The following is a 20954-nucleotide window of genomic DNA, read 5'->3' as shown; positions in this document are numbered from 1 at the left end:
ATTTACATAGTATTACAAATATTTTAACAGTGAGTTAATAATGCATCCCTATAATTAGAGCTAATTACAGTTATGGGAGGTTCATATGAGAGGGTCATCGAAAAGAAATGTTACTAAGTTTACAGCGCTTTTATTGATTTTTACTGTCGTATTTATGGATATTGCTCCTATTTTTCCTAGCTATAGAGTCGCAGCAGAGTCTACTGTCACAACGGAATCTATTAATCTAGACAACGTCGAGAATGGACAAGCGGAGGAGAATACGGAAACTACTGGAGAAGAGGACCAGACAACAACAGAAGATATTCCTAATACTCCAAAGCAGGAGCAAAACAATGATCCTGCACAAGAAAAACAAGAAAGCTCACCTACTGAACCAACACAAGAACCAACACAAGAACCAACAACAGACACACCAGCTAATCCTATACAAGAACCTACACAAGAGCCTACTCAAGACAACATAGAGGATGAGGAAACTCTCCCTACCGAACAACCCGTTGAAACAGTCGAAGAATCAATCAACTACGACCTAATACCCCAACTACTCATTACGGAAATTATGGCCAACAATGACGGAGCAGATGACTTTGAATTTTTTGAAGTCTATAACAATACGAATCAACCGATTGTCCTTGACCACCATGTGTTTGCTTTACGTTACACGGATGGAAGTGGAAAGCCGGATAGCCCAATGGAATTCAATCCAGTAACTATTCAACCCAACCAAACACTCGTTTTCTGGAATAATAATAAAAACAAACCAATCGAAGAGTTCAACACGCATTATAGTACGGACTTAACCGCTGAAGATGTGGTTACATATAACGGAACAGGTTTTTATAATAGCGGAGATCGTGCATTGGCATTTAAAACAAAAAATGATGAAGACATCGCATGGGCGAATTTTTTACCAGGAGATATTGCTAGTGGTAAAGTGGTTCACTACCAGTATCCTGCAACGGGAACAGAAATGGCGAAATACGAAACACTTGCTGCGCCAAACCCTGGTTTTATAAAAGAAGAGCAGCTACCAGCGGAGCCAGTTTCCATTGCAACTCATGCAGCACCAGTAATAAATCATGAGCCAATCACAGAAGCTGAGGCTGGAAAAGAAGTTACAATCGAAGCGACGATCACGGACGATGGTAATGATGTAGCGGCAACACTTTTCTATCAAACGAGTAATCATTCAGACTACCAAATGATAGAGATGATGCCTCTCGAAAATAACACGTACCAAGCAGTGATCTCAGGTAATGAGCTACTAGCAGAAAGCCTAACTTACTACATCACTGCGACAGATCCAAATCACCGTGTTTCTTATCCTGCTACAAAAGAAACACCAATTGATGTAACGATTAAACAGGTCGAAGAAGAAGATTTTGATAGCTATCCGCATGTGTTAATTACAGAGATCTCTCCAAATACAGCGGGTGGTGGTGTCGATTATTACGAGTATTTTGAAATCTACAATAATACCAATCAACCGCTGGCCCTTAACAATTATACATTTGTCTATAATTATACGGACTCAGGAAAAGAGATAGCTTTTCAAGTACCTGAGACTACAATGGAGCCACAAGAAACGCTTTTATTTTGGTATAACAATGGCAAAAATACGTTAACTGATTTTAACGAAATTTTTGGAACAGAGTTAACAACGGAGCAAGTAATAGAGGTCACAGATCCAGCATTTCCTGGCTTTGCCAACGGTGGCAATCGTGCTTTAATTTTAAAAGATAATCAGGGAGAACAAGTTATATATGCAGATTACCTTGGTTCCGATAATGATAATTCTGGAGCTGTGATTGAATATAACTATCCTAGAGAAGGGACAAGCATGGTTAAATATCGTTCCATGGCTACACCTACTCCAGGAGTGATCGCGTCTGAACAGGTACCTGCGCAACCTGTAGATGTGCCTGAGATTGTGGAAGATCTAGAACCGCCACACATTACACATACACCTGTTTCACAAGCGGATACATTTTCGTCGATTACAATCGAAGCAACGATTGAAGATAACATCGCTGTCCCGGCGGCTACTTTATATGCAAAAGCTGAGGGAGAGGAAGCGTTTATACCGTTATCGATGAACGTTAATCCGGCTAATCCAACATCTTTTTCTGTAGAAATACCAGGGATCTATGTGAAATCAGATATGACGTATGTTATAGAAGCAACGGATGGCGTGAATAAAAGTACTACAGAAGAATTCATCATCGAAGTGGTAAAAGAAGATGTGAATTATGAGCAAGTACCTGCCCTACTAGTGACGGAAGTGGTTCCTGACACGTCGAATGTTGGTAGTGGAGATGGTTATGAATTTATCGAAATTTATAACAATACAGACCAACCAATAAATTTTGAAGATTATAAAATGCAATATCGTTACGGAACCGATCCGGAGAGCGATATTATCTGGCCGTCAGTACCAGACGATGTCGTAATTCCGTCAAAAGAAACACTCGTTTTCTGGATCATGAACGGCCAAAATGATGACCAAACGGTAGCTGATTTTAATGGTCATTTCGGAACGAATCTAGTAGAAAACCAAGATATCGTAAGGATTTATACGGCGGGAATGGCGAATGGTAGTATGCGAGGTCTCATTGTTGCATCAAATGCTGGCCACGAGCTATCGATTGCCTATTACAATGATGTCGATGGAACCGATGATACGCTTCCTGATAAAGGCATTGTGTATAAATTTCCAGTAGATGGTTCCAATCTTATGGAAAAAGTCAGTGCAGGTGTGACAGATGCAACTCCGGGCCATGTGGAAGATTTCCAAGTACCTAGACAAACGGTAACAGTACCAACGGATGAAGTGGCTCCAACGATTGAAAATGTAACGAATGTAACAGAAGTAAATCAAACAGAGGATATAGATTTAAAAGCAGATGTACAAGATGATATCGAAGTAAAAACGGTTCAAGTATTCTATCGTACGAATGATCAAGAAAACTTTCAATCTGCATTACTAGAAGAAGACTACGATGACATGCTGTATCATTATCGTATTTATTCTCCAGAGATTATTGCAAAAGAATATGTGGAATATTATTTTGTTGCTTCGGACGGGACGAATCAGGTAACGAGTGACAAGTACCAAGTAAAAGTGACAAACAATCTAGACAACTCGAGCTTACGTCTTAATGTACAAGATAATACGATTCTTAGTGGTGAAAAAATAATTAAAGGTACATCTAGGGATGATCGTCCGAATGATGTGATGCTTGCTGTGGATGGAGTAGCATTATCGAGTGGTACATTCCAGGCCGTTGAGCGTACAGCTTATCTTGCTTTTGAAGTAAGTGGGATCAACACGTATTTCCAAAACGGTGTGACCATGGGCGACGATGTTATTCATATTTTTGATGATTGGATCGCACAGTGGGAGACGATTACTGTACCAATTGAATCAGATCAGTTAGAGCTTGGGGAAAATAAATTTACGATCCGTGCAGGAAATAAGGCAACACCGTGGGAAGGCGATCCAGGGGAGAACAGAGATGACTATAACCTTCGAAACGTTCGCCTAGTATTATCCGACGGAACGATTTTAACAGACGTAAATAAAGCAGATCCATCCGTTGTGTATGACATGGGGGATGACGGGGCTGACAGAGTGTTTGAGGATTTCACTTTTAGCCTTACAGAAGCCCATGCCAATGCAAAAGCATATCGTTGGGATACGACAACTGTAGCAGATGGGGAGCATACGATTACCGTATCTGACCAAGATGAAACTTTTGACACAAACGTTTTAGTTGATAATACTGCACCAGTCATTACTTCTAGTTTAGAAAATGGTAAGACGTATAAAGGTGCGATCGATATTGATGTTGATGTAGCCGATGCGATTTCTGGCGTGAAGGAAAGTACGGTATGGTTAGATGGAGAAAAAATAGACGTGCCATATGCGACTTCATCAGGTGCGCTTACACCAGGTGACCATGAAGTGAAGATAGAAGCGGTCGACCATGCTGGTAATGAAATTTCTGAAGTGGTCCAGTTTGCTGTTGTAAACGAAAATCCAGACATGCCTACAAATAATTCACCGGCTAAAGAAGGGCCGATTGAAGGCGATCCAGTTTTACGTGTAAATGTGGTGGACCCAACAAGTGACAATGTGGATGTTACATTCTATCAAGGTTTTCAATATAAACCGAGTGATACCGAACAAGTGCAATCGTTTAGCAATGCATCCGACGTGGAGCCACCTAATACACCAGTTCCAGCAGGCGAGACAGTTTTTGATGCTGGATCGATTGCTGCTGCTTCTGCATTAGATGGGGAGTATATGATCACAGATTCTACTACCCAATTTCCATATCATCGTTTTGATGTAACGGTGGACGAGCAAGTAGACGAAAACGACATCATTGAATTCGTTTGGAATGGTAATTCTTTAGAAGGTAGAAAAGTAACGATGTATGCTTGGAACCATACGGAAGGCAAATGGCAGATTGTTGATTACAAAGTGGCTAGTACAGAGGACTTTGAGTTGAAAGGAACGGTTTCTGTTACAGATTTTGTAAAAGATCATAAGATTAATGTGATTGTCCAAGATGAGATTCCAAGTAGTTCAGATGAATATGATTACACATTTGTTTGGATGACAGACACACAGTACTACTCAGAGAGTTATCCGCATATTTACGACAGACAAACGCAGTGGATCGCGGAAAATCAAGAGGAAATGAACATTAAATACGTGATGCACACGGGCGATCTTGTAGATGAGGCCGATAAGGAATACCAGTGGAACAACGCGGATAATTTTATGAAAACGTTAGATGATGCCAACATTCCTTATGGTGTATTGGCAGGAAATCATGATGTTTCTCAAAAGACAAATGACTACACGGAATACTACAAGTATTTTGGTGCAGATCGTTTTGAAGATAGACCTCATTATGGGGGTTCTTACTTAAATAACCGTGGTCACTATGACTTAATTTCTGTTGATGGAAATGACTATATTATGGTGTATCTTGGTTGGGGTGTAGAAGATGAGGGGATTGCATGGATGAACGAAGTGCTTGCTGCGCATCCAGACCGAATCGCTATTTTAAACTTCCATGAGTATTTACAAGCAACGGGTACACGTCACCCACTTGGTGAAAAGTTGTATAATGAAGTTGTTTTACCGAATGAGAATGTTGTGGCAGTCCTTTCTGGTCACTATCATGAAAGTCAGACACTAATCGATGCAATCGATGATGATGGAGATGGCACAACGGATCGTCAAGTATATCAAATGCTAGCAGATTATCAAGCTGGTCCAGAGGGTGGACAAGGCTACTTACGTTTGCTTCATTTTGATACAGACAATAATCGAATCATCGTTAATACGTATTCGCCGTATCTTGATGATTATAACTACTATGATACAGATGCCTACCCAGGCAAAGATGAATTTGTTATTGACTTAGATCTAGCACCAAAAGAAAAGCGAGTGGCAACAGATTATTTTGCGGTCAATGTCTACACAGATCATGAGATTGGAAAAGTGGAAAACGTCACGAGCGGGGAAACGGCTGAAGTAACGTGGACTGGGTTAGAAGAAGGTGAGACCTACTCTTGGTACACCGTCGTTTCTGATCAGTTTACTGGTAGCACTACTTCTGATATCTGGACGTTTGTGAAAGGTGAAAATGGTGCAGTGGTTCCACCAGGGGATGGTGATGGAGGTGAGGAGCCTACGCCGCCTTCTGATGGGGAGGATGATGGGGACAGCGAGCCGCAAAATCCGACACCACCTGCTAGCCCTGGAACTGATCATGGTGACGGTTCTGATTCTGGTGATGGTTCTGGAGATGGTGATGGAGCAGAGCAAGACGATCAGGATGAACAGGAGAATGAGTCTGAGGATGAAACAGGGCATGACGAAGAACAAAAAGTTACTCCAACTCCAAGTGATAAAGATGGGGAGAAACTTGCCGATACAGCAACAACCATGTACAACTGGCTAGTTGCAGGGTTTGTGTTGCTGTTGGGCGGTGGAGCGATATTGGTTATGGTCCAAAGGAGAAGAAGGACTAAGGTATAAGAGCATAGTGGAACACCCCTTTGACTCATTCTGAGTCAAAGGGATGTTCTTGTTTTTGGAAGGAAGCATGTTGGTGGAAACGGAAGAACCGTCCCCCTGTTTACAACTCAACAAAAATTTTTATATACGATTATTTACAAATCTATGGTATTCTATCAGTGGAAGCGTTTTCTTGAATGGGGTGAGATTTGATTATATTCCTAGTAGAGTCTAATTTTATTTTTGATTAGGATATATTATGAATCTACCAATCAGGAACGCATTAAGTAGTATGGAAAGGCTTTGACTTATCATCATAGTAAAAAATTCAAACAGAGGTGATTTTCTTGTTTAGTACAATCTCCAATCTTGTGCGCGTGAAAGACATTAGGCAAAAAATAGTTTTCACATTGTTGATGTTAATTGTTTTTCGAATTGGTACATTTATTCCTGTACCGTTTTCGGATAAAGAAGCAATTAATTTTATGAACGACCAAAGCGTATTTGGATTTTTGAACACATTTGGTGGAGGTGCACTACAAAACTTCTCGATCTTTGCGATGGGAATTATGCCTTATATTACTGCTTCGATCATTATGCAATTATTGCAAATGGATGTTGTTCAAAAGTTTTCTGAGTGGAAAAAACAAGGTGAAGATGGACGTAAAAAATTAGCGCAAGTCACGCGTTATGGAACGATTGTGCTAGCGTTCATTCAAGGTGCTGCGATGTCAGTTGGCTTTAATGCGATGGCTGGAGGGCAATTGATTGAAAACCCTAGCTTTGTTAAGTTCTTTGTTATCACGATTGTTTTAACAAGTGGTACTGCTTTTCTTATGTGGCTAGGTGAACAAATCACTTCAAATGGTGTAGGAAACGGTATTTCTATCCTTATTTTTGCGGGGATTGTTGCTGCAATTCCAAATGGTGTGAATCAACTGTATGAACAGTATTTCGGTGGCAATGTTGGGGACGAGCTATTTCTGAACATCATCACTGTTGTTTTAATTGCCTTGGTTGTTCTTGCAGTAGTAGTTGGCGTTATTTTCATTCAACAAGCACTACGTAAAATACCAATTCAGTACGCTAAAAAACTGCAAAATAGAAGTCCAGTAGGTGGTTCATCCACACATTTACCATTAAAGGTAAATGCTGCAGGGGTTATTCCAGTTATTTTTGCGATATCTTTTATTATTGCCCCTAGGACGGTTGCTGGTTTCTTTGAAGGACGAGCTGCGGATGTCATTAATAATATCTTTGATTACACACAACCAATCGGGATGGCGATCTATGTTGCCTTAATTATTGCTTTTACCTATTTCTATACATTTGTTCAAGTTAATCCTGAGCAAATGGCTTCAAATTTACAAAAGCAAGGTGGATATATTCCGGGTATTCGTCCTGGTAAAAATACAGAAACATATCTAATGCGTGTGATGTATCGCTTAACATTCGTCGGATCGATCTTTCTAGCAGCAGTTTCGGTACTACCTCTAATTTTAGGTAGCTTAGCGAACCTGCCACAATCTGTTCAAATTGGCGGAACTAGTCTACTAATCGTTGTAGGCGTTGCCCTACAAACGATGAAACAACTAGAAAGCCAGCTGGTGAAAAGACATTATAAAGGGTTTATAAAGAAAGTTGGATAAGCTTTCTTATAAAGGGGTCTGACCCTGTCGAAAGACATTTGTCTTTCTAAAGAGGACAGTTTAAAGAGGAATACAAAGGTGCGAACCTTTTGTGTTCCTCTTTTTCTATCATATGTATATCCTAACAAAGGGCTAATTAGGACTGCGTGTACTACCTCCGATATAGAAATGGATTGTCTCGACCAAGCCGATTTAAATGATAAAAAACCCCTATCCACTCCAAGAGAATGGATAGGGGTTTCGTTTTAGCAATTACACCAAATAATCACGTCAAACACCATAACTCTGAAACTGTCCGTCAGACGTGGAAATTCAATCAAAATGTCTTTCGACAGGGTCTGACCCCCAATCATAAATGCCATTACTTTAACTAGGTAGATTCTTTATGGTAAGCTTATTCGGCAACTGCATCAAACATTAAATGCAATAAATAAAGGTTCTATTATAAATCTATCTGCGAAAGGATTGTAACTATGTATTATGGAGGGATAGAAGCTGGTGGTACGAAATTCGTATGTGCAGTAGGTAATGAACAGGTTAATATTATTGAAAAAGTAAGTATTCCTACGACAACCCCCACTGAAACACTCAATCAAGTCTTTCATTTCTTTGAAAAATACGCTTTGAAGTCAATAGGCATTGGATCATTCGGCCCGATTGATCTAAATGAAAAATCACCAACTTTTGGCTACTTAACTACTACTCCAAGGAAAGGTTGGGAAAACTTCAACCTGCTTGGTGCTTTTAAAGAGCGTTATACAATGCCAATTTCATTGACCACAGATGTTAATGCTGCGGCATATGGAGAATATATAAGAGGATACAAAGGCTCTATCGATAGTTGTTTATATCTAACGGTAGGGACTGGTATTGGCGGAGGCTTCATTAAGCATGGTGATATTGTACAGGGTTATGGACACCCGGAAATGGGACATATTCTAATACAGAAACACCCAAAAGATCACTACCCTGTTTGCTGTGCTTTTCATCCTAACTGTTTAGAGGGAATGGCATCTGGATCATCCATGGAAGAAAGATATAATAAAAAAGCGTATGAATTCGATCGTGACTCAGAGGTTTGGGAGTTAGAAGCACATTACTTAGCGCAAGCGATCGTTAATTATACGTTGATTGTAAGGCCAGACAAAATTATCCTGGGTGGAGGAGTCATGAAACAAGAACAGTTATTCCCGTTAATACGAGAAGAATTCAAAGTGTTAATGGGTGACTTTGTAGAAACTCCCTTTTTAGAGGAGTATATAGTGGGTCCGAAGCTAGGGGATAATGCAGGAATAGTAGGTTGTTTAACATTGGCGAGTGAGTTGGTATAGTGATGCTGTTAGATTTAAAGGGAGTAAATGAGAGACAATTTTTGAGTAAGGGGTCAGACCCTGTCGAAAGACAAAATGATTAATTTGTCCACAAAGGGAGGACGATTTGGTGTGAAAATGATTTTGGCTTTTGTATTCCTCTTTATTTTATGGAGGAATGATAAAGCATAAATCTATAATTGCATTTTCACATAAAGAAGGGCATAGATTTATCGTTTCTCGCCTCTTAAGATTATTTTTTGGATTACTAACTAGCTTACATTTTGGGAAATTGATTGATTGTGACCCCTGTTTTTATGTGATAGTTGAATTGTGAAAATTGAGATGGGGTAGGAAAATTGGATGAAATTTTGAATAAGATCTTAAACGAATTGACGTACGTAAAGGAAGAGCAAAAAGAACATAGAAGGGAGACGGCGTTTCAATCAAATCAATTACAAATAGAGATGTCAAAGCTAAGGTTAGAGTTGAGCGCCGATATATCAAGCATGAGATCTGAAGAATAGTAATTTCAGACACATGGAGAATGTAATACAAGTGAATCGTGGTGCAATTGAATTATTAGATAAGCAAACAGGACGAGAAAGAAATAAAGAATAAATCAATGATCAGAAATACGAGGACAGGGAAAAACCGCATATGGTCTCCTGTTACTAAGTTTCATATTACTAGTCGTGGGATTAGAAAGATGTCCTGTTTCATGATGAAGAGGATCGACTGGTTTATCAACGATTATCAGAGCAAACAATGTTATTTCATCTGATTATTCTTCATACCATCGCCCTCATGACAAACGACATCCATCTTCAAATAAAACCCCTCGATCAGCCTTCAGGAACAATGATTAAATATCATAAATGTGGGAGTTGGAGTCACATTTGGCTAAATTAAAAACGTAACCCCATCCAGTCCATTGGGCAGGATGGGGTTTTATCCATTTGATTTACATGAGATCAAACTTCTCGATAAGTAGTAGTAGTCTCGGTTGCTCCACTCTTATGTATCATATGCATTCAAACATAGTAACTGTCCACCACCCATGGAAAATCTATCAAAATGTCTTTCGACAGGGTCTGACCCCTTTCCAAGAGGAATGTTAAATATTCATAAAGTTGTCGAAATTTAGTTGAATAAGAAAATTCAATCCGATATAGTAAATTTATCCTATTCTTCTAACGCATACGGAGTTAAAAGGTGAGGAAGTTTCAAACGTAGATCATCAATCCAGTCGGTGTCATAGTAAATAATATGGACAATCTTTAAAGAAAAAGATAGAAAACAAGGGGGACATCCAATGTTTAAAAGATTGATTGAAAGAATTCCATCCATACAGATTAAGAGATTTAGCGATTATAATATAGGTATGAAGTACGGTATTATATTAGTTATTGTTTTCCTCTTATTTGGTATTTCCACTGGAGTTGTAACAAAACTTAATATGAACACAAAACAAAGTATGGATGTACAGACAGTTAAAAGTGAGCGAGCGATAAACCTTATGGAAATGAGCGCAATTACCGATTCCAAAAGTCTACAAATTGTATCTTATATTCAATCGCCTGAAAAAAGGATTATTGATGAATATAATAGCTACCTTGGTAAGCTGAACGTCTTACAAGCGAATGTAAGAAAAGCAGTAGAGACGGAAGAACAACTAAAGCATGTTGATCAAATAGTAGCAAATCATCGTGACATGAATACCTTGTTCCTTAATGATATTGTCCCAACTATGGAAAGTGGCAATCTAGAAATGGCAAATAGTTTAGTGGAAGAAGTGAATAAACTTGGTTCTGACACTATAACGTTATTAGCTGACCTTAAAACGTTTATGGACGAAGAACGAAACGATGCGATAAATCAGGCTAATAGAAGTCAACAAACAGCCAATATTGTACTGATCGTATCCATGGTCGCTTCTATCTTAATTGGTGGATTATTCGTGTTCTTTGTTAGTCGGAGAGTTTCTAAGAATCTTAATAAAGTTGTAGAAGTAACAAGTCAAATAGCAGATGGTAACTTGAATGTTGATAGGATTCAATATAATGGAGAAGATGAGGTTGGACGAATTGCTACAGCGATGAATCATATGTCTTCCACATTAAAACATATGATCAAACAAGTAGCAACGATATCAGGCACTGTTCGTTTACAGAGTAAGGAATTAACGCAAGCTTCGAATGAAGTGATGATAGGATCACACCAAATTGCATCAACCATGCAAGACTTAGCTTCAGGAACGGAGACACAAGCAAATAATGCAAGTGAACTTTCTTCGACAATGGAGCAATTTTCTATTCAAATGCAGGAAGCGAATATGAATGGTGAATATATACATAACGCATCCAACGATGTACTGCAGTTAACGACAAATGGAGCACAGCTAATGGATGAATCTGTAAGGCAAATGGAATTAATCGATCAAATTGTGCAGAATGCTGTTCAAAAGGTAAAGGGATTAGATATGCAATCACAGCAAATTTCAAAGTTGGTCTCTGTAATTAAAAATATAGCGGAACAAACAAATCTTCTTGCATTAAATGCTGCGATTGAAGCAGCTCGTGCTGGAGAACACGGGAGAGGTTTTGCAGTAGTTGCAGATGAAGTCCGCAAGCTTGCTGAACAAGTTGGACATTCTGTTACCGATATAACGACGATCGTGCATAGGATCCAGTCTGAATCTTCAGATGTAGTAGACTCTCTTCAAAGTGGATATTCCGAGGTAGAAAAAGGAACAGTTCAAATGAAGTCCACGGGAGAAACGTTTGCAAGTGTTACAGAGTCGATGAAAGAAATGGTATCAAGAATTCAACATGTAACAGACACGTTGTCGAACATGTCTGGGAGTAGCCAAGAAATGAGCGCATCAATTGAAGAAATTGCATCTATATCCGAAGAATCCGCAGCTAGCGTCGAACATACTTCTGCAACTGCAATGGAAGCAAGTAGAGCTATAGAAGAAGTTTCTCAAAGCTATGATGAATTATCAAAACTAGCCGAACAACTAAATGAATTAGTTAGCCAGTTTAAATTGGTTTCGTAACTAAGGGGTCTGACCCTTCATATGGACAAGTGTCCACGTGAGGGGTCTGACCCCTTAACTTTAAATTCATTCACTTATTCGTGGCGATTCAATACGATTACGTTTTCCGTTGTATCGTTTGAGTCAGTGTTTGCTTGTATGATCTTACAAGGTGTTCGTCTTATTTGATTAATAAAGTGTAACGGAGCATGTTCATCGGTAATAATGGTGTCTAAATCTTCTATTTTCAGTCCGGATAAAAAAGCTGACCGGTCGATTTTAGACGAATCCGCTAGCAAAAACAATGCGGAACTAATTTCGCTTAAAGTCATTGCAGTTTGTTGCGCATCTATTTTTCCAAAGTAGGTCACTTTACTATCGACACCTATACAAGAGAAAAAAGCCTTATCAAAACGATATCCTTGTAGATCTTGAATTAGCTTTAGCCCTGTTAATAGGCCATCTTTATTTAGTGCTCCCCCTACTAAATGGATCTTTAAATTCCCGTTCTTAGCAACCAAATTTTGTGCAACAAAAATAGAGTTGGTCACAATCGTAAGGTTTAAATGAGCTGGGATATGATTGGCAAAAACAAGACAAGTCGTACGGCCATCAATAAAGACACTGTCTCCGTCCTCTAATAGCTTTACGCTTTCCTTTGCAATCGATTCTTTCTCCTTATATTGGATCGATAACCTGTCTTCGTAGGGTAAGTATCGCGTTGTTTTTTCTAGTTTCACCGCTCCTCCATAGACTCTCTTCACATACCCACTTTCATCTAAAATCCGTAAATCCCTTCGAAGAGTTTCTTCTGACAAATCATAGCGTTGGATTAAATTTTCAACAGTTATCTTTCCATGTTGGTCAATAAGCTTTAAAATTTCTGATCTTCTTTTCATCGCCTTCATCATAATATCCTTATATTCTCGCTTTATGTTGATTGGAAAGTAATTGATTTAATGTTACTGTTTCGCCGTATTCTGGAAAGTATTTTGCTACTCCTCGCACTTGGAGAAGGGATGGGACAAGTCCGTGAACAGGAATGACTACATTTGGCTGAATACGCTCCACTAGTTTAGAAACATTTTGATGAGAAGCATGTCCTTTGTTACTGATGTTACGATATTCCACTCCAAACGCTTGAAGCCATTTTTGTACCACTTGTTGATTGGCGGGAGCATCAGCGTGAATGAAGGTGGATGGTAACTTGTCGCCTAATTGTTCAAATTCAGTCATGTATGCGATTGATTTATAGCTTAGAACAATAACGTACTGTTGTTTGTTTTGAACGATTTCATCAATGGTTATTGTGCTATAGGGTAAACTATCAATAGATTCAAGTACTTTTATCGTGGTCATATCCGTTATAGCAGGATGTCCTTCTAATATCGAAATTCCATTTATTATAGCCTCATGCCAAAACGTGGCTATGTTTTTTTCCATCACCAATGTTTTACCAACAGCTTTGGTCCTTGAAATTATATCTGCTGTTCGTTCTAGATCGATTGGTAAAGCATTAAGATACACAAGTCCAGGTGCATGTTCAATGATTTGGCTATAGTCTCGCATTACTGTATCTTCCTGACGATCTATTTCAACATTAAATAAGGATTGTTTATTTACACGTGTTGTCTCGGTAATCAATACATTTACTTGTTTTGCTCGGCAGGCATCAATAAATTTCTCTATTCGACCAGGATGTCGCCCTTGGGTTCGCCAATCAGCCGTAAAAGCTAATGTATCTGAATCTGCTGTTAATATAAATCCAGATGTACCCGAAGCATTATGGTCCATTTCTACCGTTTGAATAGAAAAATCCCCGAGACTAATATGCTGCCCATCCATAAATGTTTGGATAGTTGCTTCTGTACTTGAGTAATACCCTGCAGAGATGAGCGCTTCGTAACTCGAATATGCATCTTCATGCATAAAAACTGTAACGCTTTTGTCTAGAAATGGAAGTAAAGCAATATGATCCTGATGAATATGGCTGATGAAAACGAATAAATTAGTATAAGATGGGAGCTTTACTTCTGGCCACACGCGTTGCAAGTCGGCTTCATCCAAGGATCCTAATAAACTTGAATCGTATAAGTGCAGTAAAGGTGGAGCCATTCTGGTAAGGAGGTATTGCCTGAGCTCACGTCCATGAATTGGTTTTGACATTGGGTCATTTAAATGGATGAATGGTGCGTTGAATAACCCACCATGTTGAATTCCTGCGTCAAATAACAAGCCTGTGTTACCTTTCCCAAATACAATTTGTACGCCACCAACAGTATCTAATCCACCAAAAAAAGTTAACTGATTTTCCATAAGAATCCTCCTCATAAAATGATAAGGAAAAGGAATGTCAATACATTCCTTTTTCCACGGTTAGTTTATTATTGTACGGTTTGATTATAACGAGCGATTTTCTTCGTGATTTCTTCTGCAGCTTCGTCTAATGCATCTTTGGGTGATTGCACATCATTTAATACTTTTTCCAACGCCTCTACGGTGATCGTTCTAGCGTCAGGGTACACACCAAGAACAGGGCCCTTTCCGGCATTGCTCCCAGCATTATTTTCAAGTGCAACTTCTAACTGATTAATAGCTGTTTCAAATTGTGGGAATTGCGCTAGTGTTTCCACAACTTCTGGTAATTCATATGCATCTGTGTTTACTGGGAAATACCCACTGTTAATGTACCAATGGCCTTGCTGTTCTGCTCCCACTACATACTTAATGAATTCCCATGCGGCTTGTTGTTCTGCCTCAGATTTATTGTTCATGATGTATAGGCTACCACCACCTACAGAAACACCACCAGCACCAGTTTTTGCTTCCGGATATGGAATGAATGCGGTGCCTAATTCAAATTTCCCCTTTGAACCTTCTAGCATATTTGTTAAACCTGCTGTTGAAGCTAATGTCATTCCGACTTGTTCAGATAAAAATGCTTGGTGCGTATCTTCGGTGTTTGTACCAAGGTTTAGCATTAGCCCATCGTCTACAAGCTTTTTCCACCAAGTGAATGTATCGATAGCTTCTTGAGAATTGATGAAGGATTTCGTTGCTAGATCTTGGCGACCATTCCCGTTATTGACTAATTCTGCACCTTGTACGGTAAAGAGTTGTTCTAGAAAATAGGAGTCTACAGAGAAAGATGCACCATACTTGCCTTCACCTGTTAGTTTCATTGCAGCTTCTTCCAGCTCTTCGTATGTTTGTGGTGGATTATTTGGATCTAATCCGTTTTCTTCAAACATATCTTTGTTGTAATACATGAGCAATGTAGAGGCATTAAAAGGCATGGAGTAAAGTTGGCCGTCCATCTCATAAGCGCTTAGTACGTTTTGGTCAAGCTGACTAAGATCATAGCCTTCTGCATCTATCAAATCCTGAATGGGTCTTACCATTTTCGTATCAATCATTGGCCCGCTACTAATGAAATTGGATTGCATAATTGTGGGACCACTGCTTGATTGCAAGCTTGTCTTTAATTTAGTTAAACTGTCACCATAGCTCCCCTGAAAGATTGGTTTTACGTGGATATCCTCCTGAGAACCATTAAAATCTTGGATCATCTTCTCTAATGTTTTTCCATTTTTCCCTCCCATGGAGTGCCAAAATACTACTTCGGTTTTTCCTTCGGGTGCAGGCTCTTCATTTGTACTCTCGTTAGTTGTATTAGCTGCTGTATCCGGGGATGATTCATTTCCTTCGTTGATTGCACCAGATGTTTTGCTCGTACATCCAACAGTGACTAGTAAAAAGAATACGAACAAAACGGTAATTAGATGTGATTTAAAACGCATTATGTTTCCACCTCTCAATTTTAAATGTATATATACTCTGCCATGGTAGATGGCAGTTATTGTTTGACAGCTCCAGCCGTTATCCCTGCTACTAACTGCTTTAAACCGAATACTAGAAGAAGTAACGATGGTATTAGTGCAATAGTTACCCCGGCTAATACAATATTCCATGACATAAATTCTTCATCTTGAAGCATCGTAATCCCAATCTGAACAGGACGCATTTCCTCTGAATTCGTCATAAGAAGTGGCCACAGGTATTGATTCCATGTGTTAAGAAATGAGTAAACACCTAATGTCCCAATTGCTGGACGTGATAATGGAAGGATAATGGTTAAAAAAATGCGCAAGTGTCCCGCACCATCCATTCGGGCTGCTTCCATTAATTCCTTTGGTAACTGCATGAAAAATTGTCGTAACAAGAAGATCCCAAATACGGTTGCTAAATGCGGAACGATTAGTCCTTGATAGGTGTCCATCCAACCAAAGGCTTGCATCATTAAATATCTCGGTATGAGTGTTACTTCGGATGGAACCATTAAGGTTGCTAAAAATAAAGCGAAAATAATGTTTCTACCTTTAAAACGAACAAACGCAAAAGCATAAGCTGCCAGTGAACCCGTAATGATTTCACCGATCATAACTGCAATAGAGATGATAAAGCTATTTAGGATAAACCTTAAAATAGGTGTTGTTGCTAACACTTCCTTTATATTTTCTAAATAAAGGCTGTTTGGGAAGAAATTTGGTGTTGCCGTACTCACTTCTTGCGGTGTCATAAATGTATAGGAAAACGCAAAGTAAATTGGATAGATAACAATAATTGCTAGTATGACAAGTACGAGATAGTGAACTAGACTTGTAAGCCTGATTTTCTTTTTTCGGATGGCGTGAGCACTCATTGATAATGCACCTTCTTTTCTCCAAATTTAAACTGTATCCAGGTAAAGAGTAGAATGATGACGAATAAAACAAATGCCCTGGTGCTTCCTAGGCCAAATTGAAAGTTAACAAACGCTTCCTGATAAAGAGAAAAGACAAACACGTTTGTGCTCTTCATTGGCCCGCCGCCCGTAAGAATGTTAAATTGACCAAATGCTTGTAAAGCTTGAATAACTGAAATTATAAGCACGAAAAAGATCGTGGGCGATAACATCGGAATAGTAATTTTAGAGAAGATACGAAAGCTTCCTGCGCCATCTATTTTTGCACTTTCATAGAGTTCCTTTGGGATCGCTTGTAACCCAGCTAGTAGAATAATATAGTCCAAACCAAGGCTCAACCAAATTGTCATCATCGAAACAGATACGAGTGCCCAATTTGGATCTGTTAACCACTGAATGGATTCCAACCCAACCAAATTAAGTAAGTAATTCAGTACACCGGATGTTGGGTTAAATAATAATAGCCATATTATTGAGGACGTACCAACTGACATCGCTATTGGTAATGCAAAAATGAATTGAAATATGCGCATGCCTTTCAATTTGTTATGTGTAAGAACAGCTAATAGTAATGAAATGAAAATACCTGTTGGAACGGTAAAAATAGCAAATAGAAACGTTGTTTTTAAACTGCCAAGGAACTCTTTACTCGTAAATAAGTCCACATAATTCTGCAGCCCAACAAATCCAACGATATTTCCGAGTGGGTCTGTCATAAAAAAGCTAAGATAAACACTTTGTAAAAATGGATAAAAGACAAACATACTTAACAAGATGACAGTCGGTAAAATAAATCCATACCCAATAATTTGCTCTATCCGTTTATGAAATGGTCTTGGCTTTACTCGTTGCTTATTCAATGCAGGGGTTAGAGTTGGAATCGACTTCAATACATTTTGATTTTTAGCCAAAATGAACACCTTCTTTACTCGTTGTTTTAGGTTTGTTATCCTCACATGCATGTCGTTTATATGTAATGGCAAAATCAACAAACTCTTGGAAACAGGTAAATGTAAAATGTGGTGTAACTTGGTGATGGTCAAAAGTATGTTTCTCATAGAATTGGAAAAGAACACTATGGACACCAGCATCATGCGCTGCTTGGAGGTCATACAAGGTATCACCCACCATCCAAACGCTTGCATTTGTTTCTCCTAATTTATCGATCGCTTGCTGTATTGGCTCAGGATCAGGTTTACGGTGAGTCACATCATCTCCGGTAACAATTACATGAAACATGTTTTTCAATTCTGTATTCTCTAATAGCTGAAAAACTAAGTCTTTTTGTTGATTGGTTACAATTCCTAAACGAATTCCGTTAGCAACCAACTTTTGTAAGCCTTCTTTAACACTTGGAAACAAAAGGTTACTAGGATAGCTTCTTAGCTTGATGGAAATAAATTCTTTACGAATCTCCTTTTGACTGATGTCAATGTCTGCTAGACGGTCAGCTATATCCAAGCCAAAACAATGCAATAGCTCTTGATAACTAAGTGCTTGAGGATAATATTTTTGCACGATATCGTAAGCAGCATTGACTATACAATCCCTGCTATCTAATAATGTCCCATCGAGATCAAATAAAATTGATGTTAACTCTTTTTTAGTACTCTTTAACGATTGTTCCATTAACAAAGAACTCCTTTAACATTGATTTCTATTTCCTACTCTCTAGTTCAAGGGTACCAACTGTTTGTTAATCTAGTATTAACTGTTCATTAATCATTTGTTAGAAAAAATAACCGATTCAACATAAAAAGAAGGTGTGAGAGAGGGAAACGGTAATTTCGGGGGTCAGACCCTGTCGAAAGACAATTGTCTACTTCGGAAGGACGATTAGATTAGACGTGAATTAAACTTTGCGCCACTAAAAACTCTGTTACATCATCTTACAAAACTAAAGATTGGCTCCAATTCCTGTGTTATCTTCTAATTAACAGAAATTTAAGAAAAATAACGAGATCATATCGTACAAGCTATCTAGTGTGACGGGGAGGGGAGGTCATTAAAAGGTATCAACTTCCGGAGACGATTGGTGCATTTAAACAAGAATTAATGAAGCAAAACAACCAAGTTCACCAAGATATTTTTAAAGCAGGAGTCCTGGAACAACAAGTTAGTTTCATGGAAAACAAGATTATTATCCTTGCTAGAAATAAACGCATCCCTGTACTAGAAATTATCAGTGAAGCTAGTACGGACACTTCTCAGTTAATTGATCGTATAGTCAATCTAAAGTATAAAAAATTACTAGAAGTTAGACTCGTAGAAAGGTTTAACTTTGATATTGAAATTGTATTACGTGATTATGATCCAACGAAGGGTATGAATGTAGCAATTATTGTTTTAAAAAGAAACATAGAAGAATATTTGGCTGGTTAAATGAGCTCATGAATGATGAGAGCAGGACAACCGTCAGTGTTAGATTAAATGGAAGGATGTTGCTTTTATCTTCCAATCTACTCTGATGGTTGTTTTTTATTATAGGCAAAAAAGGAGTGGGATGATGAGTAAATTAGAATTTGTTAATGGGAGTAAGATTTTCAAAAAAAACGGACAAGAAACAGTAGCGCTAGAAAAAACGAATTTGAGTATTGAAGAGGGAAAGTTTGTTAGCATTATTGGGCCAAGTGGTTGTGGGAAATCGACGTTGTTTAACATGATCGCAGGGTTATTGCAACCTACCACAGGCCAAATTCTATTAGATGGTAAAAATATTGTTGGCAAAAGTGGTCAGGTCGGTTACATGCTGCAAAAAGACTTACTGCTACCGTGGCGAACGATTGTATCCAATATCATTTTAGGAATGGAATTACGAGGTGTGCCAAAAAAGGAAGCGGAAGGAAGAGCATTACCTTTGATGAAAAAATATGGGCTAGGTGGTTTTGAATACCATTATCCAAATGAGTTATCTGGTGGGATGAGACAACGCGCCGCATTACTTAGGACCTTGTTATACGACCAAGATGTCATTTTATTAGATGAACCCTTTGGGGCTTTAGATGCCCAAACAAGATTAATGATGCAAACATGGCTTTTGCAAATATGGGGTGATTTTAAGAAGACTGTATTATTCGTTACACATGATATTGATGAAGCGATTTACCTTTCAGATGAAATATATGTCTTATCACCTAGACCAGGGAGATTGAAGGAAATTGTCCCGGTTCATCTACCGAGGCCAAGAGATGAGAACACTTTATCATCGGATGAATTTGTTCATTTAAAGCAGAAGTTATTAGGGATGTTAAAAGAGGATCAAGAGCGTTTGCAAAAAGTCGAATAGGGAGGAATCAACATGCGTGGAGAAACGGAGAATGTTGTTGTGCAAAAGCATGCTACTTTTGAAAAAAACAAAGCCATTCAGAAAGAAGACCCCTTTATTGAGGATGAGGAACTGAAAGAAAGAAGAACAAATCGATTAAGTGTATTAGGTAGGGTGATGGTCGGTGTTCTCCTTGTTGTAGCCTGGGAATTATTCACTAGAATAGGAATTCTGGATTCTTATTACTGGAGCAGTCCAACAACCATTGTGCAAACAGGAATAACTTCCATCACGGAAGGTACTCTAATTCAGGACTTGTTTTACACATCTGGTGCAACCGTGCTCGGATTTATCCTAGGAACTTTTATAGGATCATTGTTAGGGTTATCGTTTTGGTGGTCCGATCTTTATTCAAATATAGCAGAGCCTTATATTGTTGCGTTTAATGCTATTCCTAAATTAGCTCTAGCCCCGGTTCTTGTGATTATGTTTGGTATAGGTTTCTCGTCCAAAGTCGTTCTCGCTTTTTTAATGACAGTAATTGTTACCGCAGTTGCTGCGCACAGTGGCGTGAAGTCAGTCGATAAGGATTTGGAAAAGATGTTGTTTTCCCTAGGAGCAAAAAGAAAACAAGTATTTTCAAAAGTGGTTGTCCCATCTGCAATGCCATGGATTGTGAGTAGTTTGAAGATTAATATCGCACTTGCCCTCGCAGGGACGATTGTTGGAGAATTTATCAGCTCAAGATATGGGATTGGAAGAATGATTTTATACGCTGGTCAAATTATGGATACAGATCTCGTCTGGTTAGGGGTGGTAGTGCTTTCCATGTTATCGATTTTGATGTATTTGGGTACGGTTTGGTTAGAAAAATTATTGCTTCGAGGCCAAGTCACACAAAAATAA

The 20954-nt window shown here is 38.7% G+C and carries 14 protein-coding genes; 8 read left to right on the top strand and 6 right to left on the bottom strand.

The genetic code is table 11. From position 1 onward, the window contains the following. The first annotated feature begins 85 nt into the window (after positions 1-85). From NYQ66_RS15395 to NYQ66_RS15375, 5 genes are all read left to right on the top strand, one after another. Entirely contained in the window at positions 86-6061 is a 5976-nt protein-coding gene (locus tag NYQ66_RS15395; RefSeq protein WP_259870658.1) for a lamin tail domain-containing protein, read from the top strand. Between the two features lie 326 nt (positions 6062-6387). After that, positions 6388-7689, top strand: a complete 1302-nt coding sequence (gene secY / locus NYQ66_RS15390; RefSeq protein WP_259870656.1) for a preprotein translocase subunit SecY — start codon at positions 6388-6390, stop codon at positions 7687-7689. Between the two features lie 473 nt (positions 7690-8162). Then, the gene (locus tag NYQ66_RS15385; protein ID WP_259870654.1) at positions 8163-9020 is read left to right on the top strand and encodes an ROK family protein; all 858 of its coding nucleotides are present in this window, start codon (positions 8163-8165) and stop codon (positions 9018-9020) included. 338 nt (positions 9021-9358) lie between these two features. Then, positions 9359-9526, top strand: coding sequence for a hypothetical protein (locus NYQ66_RS15380; RefSeq protein ID WP_259870652.1), 168 nt, complete (start codon positions 9359-9361; stop codon positions 9524-9526). Positions 9527-10314: 788 nt separating this feature from the next. Further along, positions 10315-12060 carry a methyl-accepting chemotaxis protein gene (locus NYQ66_RS15375; RefSeq protein WP_259870651.1) on the top strand — a complete coding sequence of 582 codons (1746 nt, stop codon included), beginning with the start codon at positions 10315-10317 and terminating at the stop codon, positions 12058-12060. 74 nt (positions 12061-12134) lie between these two features. Here the strand turns inward: NYQ66_RS15375 and NYQ66_RS15370 are convergent, their stop codons facing one another. From NYQ66_RS15370 to NYQ66_RS15345, 6 genes are all read right to left on the bottom strand, one after another. Continuing rightward, positions 12135-12947 carry a DeoR/GlpR family DNA-binding transcription regulator gene (locus NYQ66_RS15370; RefSeq protein WP_259870650.1) on the bottom strand — a complete coding sequence of 271 codons (813 nt, stop codon included), beginning with the start codon at positions 12945-12947 and terminating at the stop codon, positions 12135-12137. A gap of 10 nt (positions 12948-12957) precedes the next feature. Beyond that, positions 12958-14355: an MBL fold metallo-hydrolase gene (locus tag NYQ66_RS15365; RefSeq protein WP_259870649.1), complete on the bottom strand. Its 1398-nt coding sequence runs from the start codon at positions 14353-14355 to the stop codon at positions 12958-12960. 68 nt (positions 14356-14423) lie between these two features. After that, positions 14424-15839: an ABC transporter substrate-binding protein gene (locus NYQ66_RS15360; protein ID WP_259870648.1), complete on the bottom strand. Its 1416-nt coding sequence runs from the start codon at positions 15837-15839 to the stop codon at positions 14424-14426. A 56-nt stretch (positions 15840-15895) separates the two neighbouring features. Further along, positions 15896-16741 carry a carbohydrate ABC transporter permease gene (locus NYQ66_RS15355; RefSeq protein WP_259870647.1) on the bottom strand — a complete coding sequence of 282 codons (846 nt, stop codon included), beginning with the start codon at positions 16739-16741 and terminating at the stop codon, positions 15896-15898. After that, positions 16738-17694 (bottom strand): carbohydrate ABC transporter permease, encoded by a 957-nt coding sequence (locus NYQ66_RS15350; protein WP_259870645.1) that lies wholly within the window; start codon positions 17692-17694, stop codon positions 16738-16740. The genes NYQ66_RS15355 and NYQ66_RS15350 overlap by 4 nt, the downstream gene beginning before the upstream one ends. Further along, a complete protein-coding gene (locus NYQ66_RS15345; RefSeq protein WP_259870643.1) occupies positions 17687-18412 on the bottom strand; it encodes an HAD family hydrolase in 726 nt (241 codons plus the stop codon). The genes NYQ66_RS15350 and NYQ66_RS15345 overlap by 8 nt, the downstream gene beginning before the upstream one ends. A 426-nt stretch (positions 18413-18838) precedes the next feature. Between NYQ66_RS15345 and NYQ66_RS15340 the strand changes: the two genes are divergently transcribed. From NYQ66_RS15340 to NYQ66_RS15330, 3 genes are all read left to right on the top strand, one after another. After that, positions 18839-19165: a hypothetical protein gene (locus NYQ66_RS15340; RefSeq protein ID WP_259870641.1), complete on the top strand. Its 327-nt coding sequence runs from the start codon at positions 18839-18841 to the stop codon at positions 19163-19165. A gap of 124 nt (positions 19166-19289) precedes the next feature. Next, positions 19290-20069 carry an ABC transporter ATP-binding protein gene (locus NYQ66_RS15335; protein ID WP_259870640.1) on the top strand — a complete coding sequence of 260 codons (780 nt, stop codon included), beginning with the start codon at positions 19290-19292 and terminating at the stop codon, positions 20067-20069. Positions 20070-20081: 12 nt separating this feature from the next. After that, entirely contained in the window at positions 20082-20954 is an 873-nt protein-coding gene (locus NYQ66_RS15330) for an ABC transporter permease (protein WP_259870639.1), read from the top strand.

The organism is Aquibacillus koreensis, assembly GCF_025154055.1.
Lineage (GTDB): Bacteria > Bacillota > Bacilli > Bacillales > Amphibacillaceae > Aquibacillus_C > Aquibacillus_C koreensis.
The sequence above is the reverse complement of the archived record's forward strand: the minus strand, read 5'-3'. Positions and strand labels throughout refer to the sequence as shown.